This is a genomic window from Streptomyces bicolor (assembly GCF_000719285.1).
GTDB classification, from domain to species: Bacteria; Actinomycetota; Actinomycetes; order Streptomycetales; family Streptomycetaceae; genus Streptomyces; species Streptomyces bicolor.
Genome location: NZ_JOFS01000031.1, coordinates 14058 through 29197, shown reverse-complemented (window position 1 = coordinate 29197; position 15140 = coordinate 14058). Strand labels below are relative to the sequence as shown.

Below are 15140 nucleotides of genomic sequence, written 5' to 3'. Positions count from 1 at the left end.
CCGGAGCCTTTGGGTCAGCCGGTTCAGCGGCCGGGACGACCGCCGCCGACCGCGCGCCTGCGCACCGACGCGAACAGGACCGCCGAGCCGAGCGCCAACGTCGCCGCACCGCCCATCGCCAGATACGCCGTGCCGCTGTCCCCACCCGTCTCGGCGAGGTTCTCGGTGGCGCCGGCCGCCTTCGGCTGGTTGGCCGGGGCGGCGGACCGCACATCCCCGGCCGCCGCGGCCGGCTCCGCCGACGTACTGGCGTCCTGGTCGCCGTGGCCGTTGTGCTCGATCGTCGACTTGTCGTTACCGGCCTCGATCTGTTCCTCCGAGGGCGCGGTGGCGCTCGGGGCCGCCGCGGCCGCGTCACCGTTGCCGCCGCTGCCGGAGCTGTCGGTGCCGCCGCCCGAGCTGCTGCCGCCGCCGTAGGTGACGTCCGAGCAGGAGTAGAACGCCTCCGGGCTGTCCGAGCGCTGCCACACCGCGTACAGCAGCTGCTTGCCGGAGCGCTCGGGCAGGGTGCCGGAGAACGTGTAGAAGCCGCCCGAGGCCGCCGGGTCGGTGGCCGTCGCCACCGGGTTCGCCAGGTCCAGGTCGGCCCAGGCCAGCGGCTTCGTGGGGTCGTAGCCCGCCTTGGTGATGTAGACCTTGAAGGTGCCCTTGTGCGGCGCGGTCACGCGGTACTTGAAGGTGTACGACCCACTGCTCACGCTCGTCGCCGGCCAGTCGGCGCGGGCCAGGTCGAGGCCCTTGAACTCCTCGCTGTTCGCGCTGCACAGCTTGCCGTCCGGGATCAGCTCCTGGTGGCGGCCGGCCGCGTCGCCGATGCGGATGCCGTTCCAGTCGTAGAGGGCCTGCGTGCCGCCCGCGGCGACCGCCGCCTTGCACGCGTCGGACTTCGGGCTCTCCGGGCCCTCCGCGTAGCACTGCGAGACCCGGCTGACCGGGTCGCCCATCGAACCGTGCGCCGACGCGGGAGCGGTGGCGAGGGCGGTCAGGGCGAGCGGAGTCAGGCCGACGGCGGCGACAGTGGCGGCCTTGCGGCGTGCGGACATGGGGGATCTCCTCGGAACCGGAACTGATGAGTGCCGGATCCAAGAAACCGTGAAATCGCCTGTCGCAGGGGGTTCGAGGCGATCTTTAGGGTCGCCTTAAGGGAGTGCTCAGACTGAGATCAGGTAGGTAGCGTTCACGCCATGACGAGCGAGGAGATCCGGCCTGCCACGGCCGCCGACGTACCGGCCGTGAAGGCCGTGACGGACGCGGCCTTCACGCCCTACATCGAGCGCATCGGCGTGGTCCCGGTGCCCATGGAGGCGGACCACGCGGCGAACGTGGCGGCGGGGAAGGTGTTCGTGACGGGCGATCCCGTGATCGGGCTCGTCGTGGTGGAGGCACGCGAGGACCATCTGTTCCTCGACAGCATCGCCGTCCACCCCGATGCGCACGGCACAGGCGTGGGGCGACGGCTGCTGCACTTCGTGGACGCACGCGCGCGTGCGCTGGGTCTGCACGAAGTCAGGCTCTATACGAACGCGATGATGTGGGAGAACCAGCAGATCTACCCGAAGTACGGCTACGAGTTGACCGAGCGTCGTGAGGACGGGCCGTACGACCGCATCCACTACCGCAAGCGGCTTGCCTGACGCGTCTCCGATTTTTTTCGGCCGGCGGGGCGTTTCAGCCGTCCGGCCACCAGGTTCGTGCGATGTCCTTGCGGACCTCCGGTCGTCCCGAGGGGCGCTCGTCCGCCTCCTCCTGTACCCGGCGGGCGTCCGACTTCCGCTTCAGGGGCTTCTGCACGGTCACACGGCGCATGACTGCCTCCTTCAGGGGCTACCGAGTTCCTCGTTCTCAAGGAGGTAGACCCGTTCGGCGAGAGTTCCTCATCGCCGCTGGTCCTGTCAGTGGCGGTTGTCACCATTCGACTGTCAGTGCGGGTGTCACTCTTTGCCGCATGACCAACATGGACTGGGACGCCGCGGCCGCCTCCTTCGACGACGAGCCGGACCACGGCCTGCGCGACCCCGAGGTGCGCCGGGCCTGGGCCTCCCGGCTGCGCTCCTGGCTGCCCGAGCGCCCGTCCGACGTGCTCGACCTCGGCTGCGGCACCGGCAGCGTGTCGCTCCTCGCCGCCGAGCAGGGACACCGCGTCACCGGGGTGGATCTGTCCCCGGCGATGGTGGACCTGGCCCGCGCCAAGCTCGCCGGGCGTCACGCGGTGTTCCTCGTCGGTGACGCGGCGGCCCCACCGGTGGGGGAGGAGCGGTTCGACGTGGTGTTCGTACGGCATGTGCTGTGGGCGCTGCCCGACCCCGCGCGCGTGCTGGGGCACTGGGCGGGGCTGCTGCGACCCGGAGCGCGGCTGGTGCTGGTCGAGGGCGTGTGGGGGACGGTCACCCCGGTCGGCATACCGGCGGACCGGCTCACCGAGTTCCTCGCCCCGCTGGCCGAGGACGTGCGCGTGGAGCGGCTGTCGGACGACGAGTCCCTGTGGGGGAAGGCCGTGCACGACGAGCGGTACGCCGTGGTGGCGCGGATCCCCGGAGCAGCGGCGTGATCCTCCGGACAGCCGCCAGGCCCTGTCGTTTGGATCATCCCGGCGTCGCGGGCCCTGACACGCACTGCTCGAACGGGCTTCGCCCGGCTCGCGCGGGGCCACCCCCATCGCCCCCGGCTCGGGTCGGCCGAGAGGAAGCGATCCTCGCAGCCGAGCTGATCCAAACGACAGGGCCTAGTCCAGCAGCGACTCCAGGCCGCCGTCGACGGTGGCGAACGCCTCCAGCTCGTCCAGGGCCGTCACCGCCGCCGCGGCCGCCTCCGGATCCGTCTCCGCCAGGCCGCTCGCGGCGAACTCGTCCTCGTCCAGGCGCAGTACGTCGGTGCCGTCGGCGGAGCGCCACAGGTCCAGGTCGAGGTCCTCGACGACCAGCTCGGCGCCGGACAGCGCGGCCGGGCGGGTGACGTCGCAGTACCAGCCCTTGAGGGCGCCCACGGCGTCGCGGACCTCCTTCACGGCGTACCAGCGGTCGCGCCAGTAGTACTCGGTGAAGACGTCGCCCGGCTCGAAGCGGACGAAGCCGAAATCGCGGACTCCGGCGCCGGACCAGGGGGCCCGGACGACGATGCGGGTGCCGTCGTCGGTGAGCAGTTCGGCCGCGTAACGGATCTTCGTACGGCCGCCCTTGACGAGCACCACATCCAGTTGGCGGGACCGGTCAGCCGAGTTCGCGGACATACCGCACCTCCGTCGCGCAGATCTCGTAGCCGAACCACTTGTTGATGGCGAGCATCGGGCCGTTGTCGGTGTCGTTGCCTGTGAACGCCTCCGTGAGACCGGCGGCGCGGGCGCGGTGCAGGGAGTCGTTCTTGGCGAGTTTGGCCAGGCCCCGGCCGCGGAAGGCGCGGGCGGTGCCGGTCATGACGGTCCCGTAGCGGGTGCCGCCGCCCGTGCGGGCCGCGCTGAAGGCGGCGGGGCGGCCGTCGACCAGGGCGACCGTGGTCAGTTCAGGGCTGAAGAGGGGGTGGTTCCAGGTGTTCTCCAGCCAGGCTTCGTAGTCGGTGAACTCGTAGTCGATGTCGCTCGGTTCGTCGGACATCGTCTCCGAGTCCAGCTCGAAGAACGGGCGCGGGTCGTCCGCGAAGTCGGCGCCCGTGCGCAGTTCGACGCCCGGGGGCGGGTCCTGGAGCGGGGGCAGGGTGCCTCCCGCCAGGTCCAGGCGCAGGAAGTGGGCGGAACGGCTGGCGCGGTAGCCGTGCCGTTCGGCGAAGGCGCGGTTGCCCGGCCGGTCCAGAACCCAGGAGTAGAGCTTGGTCGCGCCCTTGGCGGCCAGGTGCTCCTCGGCGGCCCGCACCAGGCCCGACCCGGCGCCGCGGCGCGTGCGCTCCGGGTGCACGTACACGTTGACGTAGCCCTGGCCCGGGTCCGGACTGTCGTGGACGATGCCGACCTGGGCCGTGCCGATCACCTCGCCGTCCTCCTCCGCGACGAGGGGGCGGTAGTGGGAGTCGGGGTGGGCATGGGTGAGGTCGTAGGCCAGGGAGTCGGGGGTGATGAGGTAGAAGGGCAGCGCGAGGTGGCGGACGCGGGCGAAACCCTCGACGTCGGCTCGGACCTCGGGACGGAGATCGCGCACAGTCATGGTCATATGGGCGCACGTTATGCGGGAGATGCCTCCCGGTGCCTCTCATTTTCGAGTGGGTGCGGGACAATCCCTGCGTGACCTTGAAGATCCACATCGACGACAGCGCACCACCGTACGAGCAGGTGCGGGCCCAGATCTCGGAGCAGGCGCGGTCGGGGGTGCTGCCGGTGGGGTACCGGCTGCCGACCGTGCGCGGGCTGGCGGAGTCGCTGGGGCTGGCGGCCAACACGGTCGCCAAGGCGTACCGGGCGCTGGAGAGCGACGGGGTGATCGAGACGCGGGGGCGCCACGGCACGTTCGTGGCGGCCGCCGGCTCGGCCGCGGAGCGGGAGCTGGCGTCGGCCGCGCAGGCGTACGTGGAGCGGGCTCGGCGGCTCGGGCTCACGGAGGCGGATGCGTTGGCGGCTGTGCGGGATGCCCTGCGGGCGGCTTACGGGGAGTAGGGGCGTTGCCCTGTCGGGGGTTGGGCAGCCGGGGCGTTGCTCTGTCGGGGGTTGAGCAGGGTCGGCACCGCCGGGATGCGATAGTCGTGGCTGAGCACCGCCGCGGCGGGAGAAGAGAGCGGCGTGATGACGGAAGCAGTGGAGAACGACGCGCGCTAGGCATGCGCCAGGTGCTTCGGTGTGCGCGTCGGCTCCAGGCCCGCCGTCTGCGCCACCCGCGCGAACGTCATCGCGTCCTCCACCGCCGCCCCCGTCGGGTCGTTGTTGAAGTACGCGTACACGTCCTCGCCGGACCAGGTGTCCGCGATGCGGTGGGCCCAGGTGTCCAGGGCCTGGCGGCCGTAGTGCGGCCAGCGTTGGGCGCGGCCCTGGTGGAAGCGGACGTAGCCCCAGTCGGTGGTGCGCCACAGCGGGGTCACGGGGCGGGACTCGACGTCGGCCCAGCACAGGGCGGCGCCCCGGGACTCCAGCACCTCGCGTACCTCGGGCGTCCACCAGCTGTCGTGCCGGGGTTCGACGGCGACCCGGGTACGCGACGGGAAGCAGGCCAGGCAGGCGTCCAGCAGCTCGGTGTCCGCCCGCAGGGTGGGTGGCAGCTGGAGGAGCACGGGGCCCAGGCGGGGGCCCAGGCCCTCCGCGTGCGTCATCAGGCGGGTCACCGGCTCCTCGGGATCACGTAGCCGCTTGATGTGGGTCAGGTAGCGGCTCGCCTTCACCGCGACCACGAAGTCTCCCGGCACCCGGTCCCGCCACGCCTCGAAGTTCTCCCGGGTCGGCAGGCGGTAGAAGGCGTTGTTGATCTCGACGGTGGCGAAGTGCGCCGTGTACTCCTCCAGCCACCGGCGCATGGGCACGCCGGCTGGATACAGGACGTCCCGCCAGTCCCGGTACTGCCACCCCGACGTGCCGACGAACAGGGTCATACGTCCATCAAAGCACTACAGATACAGCCCCGAGTCCGCCCCCTCCCGAGGCTCCGGCAGCGACGTCGGAGACGTGCCCCGCTGCAGCGCGTACAGCTCCGCCAGCGTGGCGCCCTCGCGGCCGACGCCCTCCTCCGTGCCCAGCCAGTTCACCGCCTCCCGGCGGGTCAGCGGCCCCACCTCGATGCGGGCCAGACAGCGGCCGGGGCGGACGACGGCCGGATGCAGCCGCTCCAGGTCCTCGTTGGTCGTCACGCCGACCAGGACGTTGCGGCCCTGGCCCAGCAGGCCGTCGGTCAGGTTCAGCAACCTCGACAGGGCCTGGCCCGCCGTGTGCTTCGCCTCGCCCCGGATCAGCTCGTCGCAGTCCTCCAGGAGCAGCAGCCGCCAGCGGCCCTTGCCCGTCGCGTCCTCCTCGCCGATCGCGATGTCCATCAGATAGCCGACGTCGGAGAACAGGCGCTCCGGGTCGAGGACGCAGTCCACCTGGCACCAGTCCCGCCAGGAGCGGGCCAGCGTCCGCAGCGCCGACGTCTTGCCGGTGCCCGGCGGGCCGTGCAGCAGGAGCAGACGGCCCGCGATGTCCTCCGGGGTCGTCTTCATCAGGCGGTCCATCGCGTCCGCGACCGGCGCGGTGTAGTTGGCGCGCACCTCGTCCCAGGTGCCCGCCGAGATCTGCCGGGTGGTGCGGTGCGGGCCGCGTCTTGGAGAGACGTACCAGAAGCCCATGGTCACGTTCTCCGGCTGCGGCTCGGGCTCGTCGGCCGCGCCGTCCGTCGCCTCGCCCAGCACCCGCTCCGCCAGTTCCTCGCTGGTCGCCGTCACCGTGACATCGGCGCCCCGGTTCCAGCGGGAGATCAGCAGGGTCCAGCCGTCGCCCTCCGCCAGCGTCGCGCTGCGGTCGTCGTCGCGGGCGGCGCGCAGCACGCGGGCGCCCGGCGGCAGGAGCGTCGCCCCGGACCGTACGCGGTCGATGTTCACCGCGTGCGAGTACGGCTGCTCGCCCGTCGCGAAGCGGCCGAGGAACAGCGCGTCGACGACGTCGGACGGCGAGTCGCTGTCGTCGACGTTGAGCCGGATCGGCAGAGCGTCGTGTGGGTTCGCAGACATGCGGCCATGATCCGGCACGGGGCGCCCCTGTGCACCCGGTTTCCGTGGCACGTCCCGCCAACGGTGCACGCCCGAGGGGCCAAAGACGTGCCGATGCGCCCCTCATTTCCCCCTCCGACTCCGCTCCGTCCCGTTACAGGACCGTGTACGTGCGGAACCTGCCCGTACGGAGGCCACCCCCGTTACCGTTGTCCTTGATGGGACGTCATGGGTGGAATTCGGGGGCACGGCGGTGGCGGCTCACCGCGCTGCTCGGCGTGGGCGCGGTGGCTCTGGCCCTGGTGGTGACCCTGTTCACCACGCTTCCGGGGAACGGCGTGAACACCGACGGCACCTCACGCGACGGCGACAAGGTGCACGGCACCCCGACCGCCACGCCGGACGCGACCGATCCCGAGGTGGGCTGGGGGTTCACCCACACCCAGCACAGCGCCGACGAGGGCGCTCCGGCCGCCGTGAAGCGCGTCGAGGGACGCCTCGCGGACGCCGGGGGACTGCCGCAGATCCAGCACATCATGGGCTGGGGCGCCGACAACCCCGAGCCGGTCGAGGGACGTTACGACTTCGAGGCCATGGACCGCCGTATCGACTTCGTCCGCGCCTCCGGCAGCACCCCGGTCGTCACCCTGTGCTGCGCCCCCGACTGGATGAAGGGCGGAAAGGCCGGCGTCGACAACACCGACTGGAGCCAGGCCGCCCTGGAGACGGCGCCCGAGCCCGAGCACTTCGACGACTTCGCCGCGCTCGCCGTCACCGTCGCCAAGCGCTACCCGGACGTACGGCACTTCATCGTCTGGAACGAGTTCAAGGGCTTCTGGAACGACGCCGAGGCCCGCTGGGACCACGAGGGCTACACCGAGCTGTACAACCTCGTCTACCGGGCGTTGAAGAAGGTCAACCCGGAGATCATGGTCGGCGGGCCCTACCTCGTGATGGACAGCGTCGACCCGCGCGCGGAGGAGGCCTCGCCCGCCTTGAAGGGCTCCTGGGGCGCCCTGGACCGGCGCCCCGTCGACGCCTTCGCGTACTGGAACGAGCACAAGGCCGGCGCCGACTTCGTCGTCGTGGACGGCTCCAGCTACACCCGGGACGACGAGCTCCTGCCCGACGAGTTCACCGCCACCGACAAGTTCACGGCCGTGAGCAGGTGGGTGCGGGGGCAGACCGGCGACCTGCCGCTGTGGTGGGCCGAGTACTACGTCGAGCCCGCCGACGGCAACGACGACCGCAAGGACTGGTCCGAGGCCCGCCGGGTCGCCGTCCAGGCCGCCGGCATGATCGCGCTGGCCAAGGGCGGGACCACCTCCGGCTTCTACTGGAACCCGCAGGAGGAGAAGGGCACCGAGTGCGCCGGCTGTCTGTGGACGCCGACCGACACCGCGGGCGGTGGCGCGAAGCTGCCCATGTACGACCTGGTCGCACGGTTCGGCAAGGAGTTCCGGCCGGGGACCGAGTACGAGTCGGTGTCCGTGGACAAGCCCGACGTGTTGGTCCTGGCCACCGGCAAGGTGATCCTGGCCGTGAACACCCTCGACCGGCAGACCAGCGCGAAGATCGACGGCGAGAAGGTCGAGCTTCAGGCGTACGAGGTCAAGTGGCTGGGGCGCTGAGCCACTTGACCGGGGCGAGGGCCTAGTCGATCGTCAGGAACCGCTGGACCAGCGAGGCCAGCAACACCGCCAGCAGCGGCAGCGAGAACCAGAAGCTGCTCTGCAGCCACCGCAGTTGCCGCACGCTCGGCGCCATCGCGACCCGGACGATCTCGCGGGCCATCAGCAGCACGATCAGCGCGACCGCCGCGAGGCCGCCGACCACCGACCACGGCGTCCAGGTCACCTGAGGCCCGATCGGCCCGGGATCGGCCTTGGGCACCTCACCCGCCGGCTGCTTCCTGAGCGCGTACATCGTCGCGTCCTCGTTGACGAAGACCTTCTTCAGCTCCTGCCGCTTGTCCAGGTTCTGGATCAGCCGCGACTCCCAGGTCGCCGAATAGCCGACGTCCAGCCGGAGATAGGTCACCTGGCTTCGGTTGATCATCAGATACGAGTTCGGGCCGGCGTCCTTGAGCGCCTTCACCAGCCCCGACACCAGCACCGGGTCGGCCGGCGCGAGCGTCGGCAGGTACTCCACCTTCTCCATGTCCCGAGAGCCCCACGGCATCGACGGCGTCACGACGTTGACCGGGTCGTCGCTCAGCCACAGCAGCCGCACGCTCGGATCGTCATGGGCGTACACGTACTCCATGGCGGCGACCTCGCCGGACCGCACCCGCTCGAACGGCTCGTTGCCCCAACGCGCCACCAGGAAGCCGCCCATCAGCACCAGGCCCGCCATGAGCGCGGCCAGCGGGGCGAGGCTCACCCGGTCCTTGTCGCGCTCCTTGGCGGTGACGCCGGTGCGCGGGAAGAAGGCGAGGCCGGTGAGCAGGGCCGCGCCGGGCAGGGCGAACATGAAGACCCGCAGCGCCATCTCACCGCCGTACGACTGCATGCCGAAGCCGAGGAACGGCACGAAGGTGAGGACGAGCAGCGAGCGCTCCCGGTAGTGGTGGAAGCGCCGGCGCCACCAGCCCCAGCAGGCGAAGGCCATCACACCGCCGGCCAGGAGCACGCGCGTATAGAGGACGAGTTTGTGGGTCGAGCTGCCGCCTTCGATACGGCCGGAGACCGAGGACGACACATTGCCGCCCACGCCGCCGACCCCGCCGAAGAGTTCGTCGAAGTGCCCGGACCAGTACGGCTCGGCCAGGAAGCCGATCCAGACGGTCACCATGACGCCGAACAGGATCGGCAGGCCGCGCAGTTCGGACTTGCCGATCAGGACGAGACCCGTCAGCACGCCCAGCATCACGAACGGCGTGAGCTGGTGAGCCGGGACGCTCGCCGCGAACAGCCCGATGACGACCGCCAGCAGCACGGCCTGCTGCCGCCGGTTCGCGGGCTCGACCTCCACCTCGCCGGGACGACGCTTCGTCCAGATCACGTGCGGCGCCCGGAACCAGACCAGAAGGATCGCCGCGAACACCAGATACAGCAGATAGGTGAAGCCCTGCGGCGAGAAGTAGTCCTGGCCCACCCAGCCGCTGAGCACGAAGACCCAGATGCCGGTCCACTTGGCGCGCCAGCTCGCCCGCATCGAGCGCACCAGCAGGAACATCGGCACCAGGTACAGCAGTTGCATGGTCAGCGGCCACCAGCGGATGACCTCGGTGAAGTCGCTGACCCCGCACGCCTTCGCGACGAACGCGGCCGCCGCGAAGAAGCCCGGCCAGCTCCAGCGCGCGTCCAGGTCGGGCACGGCCGAGCCGGTGCGGTCGATGTAGTCGAGGAAGCCGAGGTGCTGCCAGGCCGTCGCGAACCTCGGCTCGGTCTCGATCAGCGCGGGCAGGGCGTGCAGGGACACGACCGTCGCCAGCAGGGTGACCAGCAGCAGCGCCCTGTGCTCGCGCCCCAGCCACAGCAGCGAGGCGAACACCACCGCCAGCAGCGCGGCCCCGACCAGCGTCGGCATCGGCAGCACGGAGACCAGCCCGAGCCCGCCCATCCCGTCCAGGTCGGCCTCGCCGAGCCGCAGCGCGGGCACCCAGTACAGCAGCAGCGCGGCGATCAGCAGACAGCCGAGGACCACCCCGAGCCGGGTGGGCATCAGCCGCTCGCGCCAGGACAGTGAGGGCGCGGCGGGCTGTCGTACGGGCTCTTCGGGCATCGGCGGCTCTTCCCGTACGGCAGATTCCGGCCGTACGACGGCCTCCTCGCGTTCCTCCGGTACGGCCTCCTCGCCCTCGCCCGCGTCGAAGGCGGCGTCGAAGTCCGTCTCGAAGTCCGTCTCGAAGGGCGCGTCCACCTCGGCGGGCCCCAGCGAGGCATCCGAGCCGGGCTCCCGTTCTTCGACCGGCAGCCCGACCTCGGGCTTGCGCGCCCAGGTCGGCCGGTGTTCCGGCGGTACCGGTGGCGTACCCGTGGGCGGTGTGCCCGGGCCCGGGCGGACGTCCGGCCGGCGCTCCAGATGGTCGAAGTCGACGTGGACGCCGAGGGCGAGGGTGTCGGTGTCGAGCGCCCAGGCGGGCATGCGCCCCCGCGCCCCGTCGGGAACCTCGCGCGCCCCCAGGTCGGCGAGGTCACCGTCGGGGGCCGCGTCCTCCGGGACCTCGGCCGAGGTCGCACGGGCCGTCCTGTACAGCTTGGGCGCGGCGATCGCGACGATCACCGAGAGAGAGGCGATCTCGGCGACACCGGCGCCGGTCAGGCCCATCCGGGGGAGCAGCAGCAGGGTCAGGCCGAGCACCAGGGCGCACAACAGGCCCTGCAGCCAGGCCAGTCCGGCGGTACGGCTCTGTGCGCGCAGAACGGCGAAGTACGTCTCCATGACGACCCGCAGCAGCGCGCCGACGGCGAACCAGCGCAGCAGCGGGGTCGCCGCGTCCGCGTAGCCCTGGCCGAAGACGCCGAGGATCCAGGGCGCCCCGAAGAACAGGATCGCGGCGACCGGCACCATGATCCGCGCCATGCGCCTGAGCGCCGCCCGGGTGTTGGCGGCCAGCCGCCCCGGATCGTGCGAGCCCTCGACCGTGAGGGAGGCGCCCATGTTGATGGCGAGCAGATTGACCGTGCCGCCGATCGTGGCCGTGATGTAGAAGTACGCGTTGTCCTCGGCGGAGACCTGTGCGGCCACGATCACGGGGATGAGATAGACCACGGCGAGCGAGAACAGGGAGCCGGTGTAGTCGCCCGCGAGGAACTTCCCGACCTCCTTCAGGGACGGCGGTTCGGCGTTGTCCTCGGTCGCCTTCACATGGCGCGGCACCAGACGCCGGAACACCAGCCAGCCCAGTGGCAGCACCGACACCGCGATGGCCGCGACCCATGACACGAAGACCCCGGCGGTGGGGATCGCCACGGCGAAGGCCACCAGCAGCCCCAGCTTGACCGCGGAGAACACGGTGTTGCCGACCGGCACCCACACCGCGCTGCGCAGCCCGGTCAGCACGCCGTCCTGGAGGGTGAGCAGGTTCCAGGCGATGACGGCCACGACGAAGAAGAGCCCGCCCGCCGCGCCGTTCAGGAACCGGTACGACGGCCCCCACAGGTCCAGCGTCAGCAGGAACACGCCGGCCGCCAGGGCCACCACCACACAACTGCCGGCGTACGTACGGAAGATGAGCCGGCCGCTCCTGCGTCCCGCCACCGGGATGAACCGGGCCAGCGCCCCCGTCAGCGTCACCGCGGTCAGACCGGCGAGGAACTTCATCGCGGCGATCGCGGCGGAACCCTGCCCGACCGCGGCCTCGGAGTAGTAGCGGGCGGCGGCCAGCCAGAACCCGAGCCCCAGCACGGCCGAGATGCCGGTGTTGATCATCAGGGCGTAGGCGTTGCGGAACAGCTGACTTCCCCCGGAGGACCCGCCCATGCCGGGCAGGCGAAGCCGGCGCCCCGACTGCTCGGGCGCCGGCGCGTCGGTCGAGGCGGGCTCGGTCGTGGCCGTCGTGTCAGACACGGGAACGGATGGCCTTCCGGCGGACCTGTCGGGCTCTGCGGACCACGGCGTACCCCTTGGTGAGGGCGCGGTCCCTGGCGAAGGTGCGGGCGATGGCACGGCCCTCGACCATCCGCGCGAACTCCTCGATGCCGGTGGTGCGGCGCACGGTCAGGCGGGTGAGGGCGTACGGCCCCTGCCGACGCCGTGCGAGGCCGTTGTTGACGGCGAGCGCCTGGGCGTACCCGGTCTCCCGCACCGCCTCGCGCACCCGGCGGCTGGAGTAGCCGTACGGGTAGGCGAACGAGGCCGGGACGGTGCCGAGCTGGTCCGAGACGATCTCCTTGCAGAGGATCAGCTCGGAGCGCAGCCTGCCGTCCGGGAGCTGGTCGAGCTGGGGGTGCGTGTGGCTGTGGCCGCCGATCTCGACGTCCGCCGCGGAGAGTTCGCGGACCTGGTCCCAGTCGAGCATGGTGTCCAGGCCGCCGCCCATGTCGTGCGGGCCCTTCAGCCAGCCCGTGGAGACGAACACCGTGGCCGCGAAGCCGTGCTTGGCGAGCACGGGCAGGGCGTGCCGGTGCACGCCTTCATAGCCGTCGTCGAAGGTGATCAGCACCGGCCGCTCGGGCAGCGGTCTGCCGGAGCGCCAGCGCGCCGCGAGGTCGGCCGTCTTCATGGGCGTGAGGCCCAGGCCGCCGATCAGCGCCATCTGCTCCGCGAACGCCTCCGGCGCCACCGACAGGTCGCGGGTGGCGTCGTTCGGCGAGGTGGAGACGGCGTGGTACATCAGGATCGGCACACGCGCGTCGGTCATCTGCTTCCCCCCTTGATGCCCGGTTCCTCCTCAGCGCCCGCCTCGAGCCCTGCCACCGAGTACGTGGCACCGCCCCGGCGGGCCCGGACACTCCCGACCACGTACCCACCGGCCGCGGTCAGCACCCCGGCGACGATCGCGCCCGCCCGCCCCGCACCGCCCGGCCGGGCCAGCAGGGCGTCCCGCAGCCCGCGTGCCACCCCGGCCGGCAGGACCCTGGTGGTGTACCGGCGCTCGGACTCGAGTCCCTTGTCGGCGCCGACACTTCGGGCCACCAGCGCCTTCGACAGGCCCTCGGCGTAGGTGCGCGTCCGGAAGTACCCGAAGTGCTCACGCGCCTCGGGCACCCGGTGGTGGATCACCGCCCGGTCGTCGATCAGCAGCACGGCGTCCGGCCTGGCCCGCGTCAGCCGGATGCACAGCTCCGTCTCCTCGCCGCCCAGCGGCAGCCGGTCGCCGTCGCGCCCGATGCCGCTGGCGAAGCCGCCCGCGAAGTCGAACGCCGTACGCCGGAAGGAGGCGTTGCCGCCGAGGACGTTGCGCACCTTCACCCGGCCGCGCGGCAGCCCCCGGTACGTGCAGCCGACCACCCAGTCGAACTCCTCCGGGAACCAGTCCGGCCGGCGCCCCGACGCCCAGATCGGCTCGGTGCGCCCGCCGACGGCCATCACGCGCGGGTCGGCGTACCCGGCCGCGAAGTGCTTCAGCCAGTCGCGCTCGGCCACGGCGTCGTCGTCGAGGAACGCGATGACCTCGCCGTAGGAGGCGGCGATGCCGGTGTTGCGGCCGGCGGACAGACCGCGGGGGCCCGCGTTGGCGAGCACCCGCACATCGGTCGCTTCCTTGTACTCCTTGGTCAGCCGGTCCAGGAGCGCCGCGTTGTGGTCGACGACCAGCAGCGTCTCCAGGGCCGGATACGCCTGCGCCCGCACCGAGGAGACCGCCGCGAGGATGTCCTCCCAGCGGTCCTCGGTGTACACGCAGATCACGACGGAGATGTCGGGACCGCTCAAGACGCCTCTCCCCGGACCGAGGGAACCGAGCGGACCGCCGGCACCGAGTCGAGCGTCGGGGAGTGCGCCGCGGCACTGCGGCGGCGCAGGGCGCGCCGGTTGGAGCGCTCCTTGAGGATCACCTTGAGCACCCGCAGCCCGTCCCGCACGGCGCGCAGATTGCTCGTGCCGTGGATGCGGAGGTACTCGTGGCTCGGTATCTCCTGCACCTTCAGTCCCGCCTTGACGACCCGGATGTTCATCAGGGTCTCCACCTCGAAGCCGGTGCAGTCGAGGTCGATCTTGTCGAGGCAGTGCCGCCAGAACGCGTTGTATCCATAGCAGAGATCGGTGTAGCGGGCGCCGAACTTGCGGTTGACGGCCGTGCACAGCGCCCAGTTGCCCAGCTTGCGGATCGGCGTCATGTCGTCGGTGCCGCCGCCGTTGGCGAAGCGGGACCCCTTGGCGAAGTCCGCGCCCGAGACCAGGGCGGAGACGTAACTCACGATCTCCTGGCCGTCGGCCGAGCCGTCCGCGTCGACCATCACGATGATGTCGCCGGTGGCCGCCTCGAACCCGGTGATCAGGGCATCCCCCTTGCCCTTGCCGCGCTGCCGCACGACCTTGACGTCGGGCCACAGTTCACGGGCCACTTCGACGGTGTTGTCGGTGGAGTTGCCGTCGACCAGGACCACTTCGTGTATCCAGTCCGGCAGTGTCTTGAAGACGTACGGAAGGTTCTCCGCCTCGTTCATGGCCGGGATCACCACGCTCACCGGCGGCGCGATGGCCAGGTGGGTGGAGACGGGCCGGTACTTGCCGACCGGTGACGGATCTTGGTCCGCGACCGCCGGGCGCAGAACAGAACTCATGAGTCAGGTCCCTCTCGTCCGGTGGACCGCCCGCCCCTGGGCGGCCCGGCTCTTGGTCCGGTTCGAAAGGGGGGTATCTCACTCACGGCACGGATAAGCGGTTCTCCGCGCGCGTGTGGTGAGCTGGCATTTCTGGCCGGCCACCAGAAGATCGGCAGCCGGTCGCGCGGCACGACTCGATGGCAAGTGCGGACACCTTCACCGAGCACCCCCCTACCGCGTCCCGCGCCGGACCGTCGCGGTCCCTGAGCCCTCCCCTGGAGCCGTTGGCCGACCGTCCGATGCGAGTGAGATGTACGACGGTATTGATGATTGAGACTGTATGGCAAGAGCTGGAACGAGCTCTCACGTTTTTGTTGGTTTGACCGTAACCGGCCCTTT

The 15140-nt window shown here is 71.2% G+C and carries 14 protein-coding genes; 4 read left to right on the top strand and 10 right to left on the bottom strand.

All coding sequences use genetic code 11. The annotated features are described in order from the left end of the window. Positions 1–23 precede the first annotated feature (23 nt). Entirely contained in the window at positions 24–1043 is a 1020-nt protein-coding gene (locus tag IF78_RS0132880) for a lytic polysaccharide monooxygenase (protein WP_031486194.1), read from the bottom strand. Positions 1044–1184: 141 nt separating this feature from the next. Here IF78_RS0132880 and IF78_RS0132875 point away from each other — a divergent pair, with 141 nt between their 5' ends. After that, positions 1185–1634, top strand: coding sequence for a GNAT family N-acetyltransferase (locus IF78_RS0132875; protein ID WP_031486193.1), 450 nt, complete (start codon positions 1185–1187; stop codon positions 1632–1634). A 34-nt stretch (positions 1635–1668) separates the two neighbouring features. Here the strand turns inward: IF78_RS0132875 and IF78_RS47935 are convergent, their stop codons facing one another. After that, positions 1669–1806 carry a hypothetical protein gene (locus IF78_RS47935; protein WP_107050061.1) on the bottom strand — a complete coding sequence of 46 codons (138 nt, stop codon included), beginning with the start codon at positions 1804–1806 and terminating at the stop codon, positions 1669–1671. A 139-nt stretch (positions 1807–1945) separates the two neighbouring features. On the opposite strand from IF78_RS47935, the gene IF78_RS0132865 reads away from it, so the two are divergent. Then, entirely contained in the window at positions 1946–2548 is a 603-nt protein-coding gene (locus tag IF78_RS0132865) for a class I SAM-dependent methyltransferase (RefSeq protein ID WP_031486192.1), read from the top strand. A gap of 174 nt (positions 2549–2722) precedes the next feature. Here IF78_RS0132865 and IF78_RS0132860 read toward each other — a convergent pair whose 3' ends face one another. Together IF78_RS0132860 and IF78_RS0132855 are read right to left on the bottom strand one after the other, a co-directional pair. Next, positions 2723–3226 (bottom strand): ribonuclease FAU-1 family protein, encoded by a 504-nt coding sequence (locus IF78_RS0132860; protein WP_031486191.1) that lies wholly within the window; start codon positions 3224–3226, stop codon positions 2723–2725. Further along, positions 3207–4136 (bottom strand): GNAT family N-acetyltransferase, encoded by a 930-nt coding sequence (locus IF78_RS0132855; RefSeq protein WP_031486190.1) that lies wholly within the window; start codon positions 4134–4136, stop codon positions 3207–3209. Before IF78_RS0132855 ends, IF78_RS0132860 begins: the two co-directional genes overlap by 20 nt. Before the next feature lie 71 nt (positions 4137–4207). On the opposite strand from IF78_RS0132855, the gene IF78_RS0132850 reads away from it, so the two are divergent. Continuing rightward, a complete protein-coding gene (locus tag IF78_RS0132850; RefSeq protein WP_031486189.1) occupies positions 4208–4576 on the top strand; it encodes a GntR family transcriptional regulator in 369 nt (122 codons plus the stop codon). Positions 4577–4731: 155 nt separating this feature from the next. Here IF78_RS0132850 and IF78_RS0132845 read toward each other — a convergent pair whose 3' ends face one another. Next, positions 4732–5499 (bottom strand): DUF72 domain-containing protein, encoded by a 768-nt coding sequence (locus IF78_RS0132845; protein ID WP_031486188.1) that lies wholly within the window; start codon positions 5497–5499, stop codon positions 4732–4734. 15 nt (positions 5500–5514) lie between these two features. Next, positions 5515–6609, bottom strand: coding sequence for a DUF5925 domain-containing protein (locus IF78_RS0132840; RefSeq protein WP_031486187.1), 1095 nt, complete (start codon positions 6607–6609; stop codon positions 5515–5517). Positions 6610–6806: 197 nt separating this feature from the next. Here IF78_RS0132840 and IF78_RS0132835 point away from each other — a divergent pair, with 197 nt between their 5' ends. Beyond that, the gene (locus tag IF78_RS0132835; protein WP_031486186.1) at positions 6807–8219 is read left to right on the top strand and encodes a GH39 family glycosyl hydrolase; all 1413 of its coding nucleotides are present in this window, start codon (positions 6807–6809) and stop codon (positions 8217–8219) included. A gap of 22 nt (positions 8220–8241) precedes the next feature. On the opposite strand, the gene IF78_RS0132830 is transcribed toward IF78_RS0132835, so the two are convergent. From IF78_RS0132830 to IF78_RS0132815, 4 genes are read right to left on the bottom strand one after another with little or no spacing between them, the layout of a single operon-like run. Next, positions 8242–12102, bottom strand: coding sequence for a lipopolysaccharide biosynthesis protein (locus IF78_RS0132830; RefSeq protein WP_031486185.1), 3861 nt, complete (start codon positions 12100–12102; stop codon positions 8242–8244). Then, positions 12095–12895 carry a polysaccharide deacetylase family protein gene (locus IF78_RS0132825; protein ID WP_031486184.1) on the bottom strand — a complete coding sequence of 267 codons (801 nt, stop codon included), beginning with the start codon at positions 12893–12895 and terminating at the stop codon, positions 12095–12097. Before IF78_RS0132825 ends, IF78_RS0132830 begins: the two co-directional genes overlap by 8 nt. Next, a complete protein-coding gene (locus tag IF78_RS0132820; RefSeq protein ID WP_031486183.1) occupies positions 12892–13908 on the bottom strand; it encodes a glycosyltransferase family 2 protein in 1017 nt (338 codons plus the stop codon). The genes IF78_RS0132825 and IF78_RS0132820 overlap by 4 nt, the downstream gene beginning before the upstream one ends. Beyond that, positions 13905–14759, bottom strand: coding sequence for a glycosyltransferase family 2 protein (locus IF78_RS0132815; RefSeq protein ID WP_031486182.1), 855 nt, complete (start codon positions 14757–14759; stop codon positions 13905–13907). Before IF78_RS0132815 ends, IF78_RS0132820 begins: the two co-directional genes overlap by 4 nt. Between the last annotated feature and the right edge of the window lie 381 nt (positions 14760–15140).

Coding starts and splice junctions, on each gene's coding strand:
- IF78_RS0132880 (WP_031486194.1), bottom strand. CDS start 1,043: ATGTCCGCACGCCGCAAGGCCGCCACTGTCGCCGCCGTCGGCCTGACT.
- IF78_RS0132875 (WP_031486193.1), top strand. CDS start 1,185: ATGACGAGCGAGGAGATCCGGCCTGCCACGGCCGCCGACGTACCGGCC.
- IF78_RS47935 (WP_107050061.1), bottom strand. CDS start 1,806: ATGCGCCGTGTGACCGTGCAGAAGCCCCTGAAGCGGAAGTCGGACGCC.
- IF78_RS0132865 (WP_031486192.1), top strand. CDS start 1,946: ATGACCAACATGGACTGGGACGCCGCGGCCGCCTCCTTCGACGACGAG.
- IF78_RS0132860 (WP_031486191.1), bottom strand. CDS start 3,226: ATGTCCGCGAACTCGGCTGACCGGTCCCGCCAACTGGATGTGGTGCTC.
- IF78_RS0132855 (WP_031486190.1), bottom strand. CDS start 4,136: ATGACCATGACTGTGCGCGATCTCCGTCCCGAGGTCCGAGCCGACGTC.
- IF78_RS0132845 (WP_031486188.1), bottom strand. CDS start 5,499: ATGACCCTGTTCGTCGGCACGTCGGGGTGGCAGTACCGGGACTGGCGG.
- IF78_RS0132840 (WP_031486187.1), bottom strand. CDS start 6,609: ATGTCTGCGAACCCACACGACGCTCTGCCGATCCGGCTCAACGTCGAC.
- IF78_RS0132835 (WP_031486186.1), top strand. CDS start 6,807: ATGGGACGTCATGGGTGGAATTCGGGGGCACGGCGGTGGCGGCTCACC.
- IF78_RS0132825 (WP_031486184.1), bottom strand. CDS start 12,895: ATGACCGACGCGCGTGTGCCGATCCTGATGTACCACGCCGTCTCCACC.
- IF78_RS0132815 (WP_031486182.1), bottom strand. CDS start 14,759: ATGAGTTCTGTTCTGCGCCCGGCGGTCGCGGACCAAGATCCGTCACCG.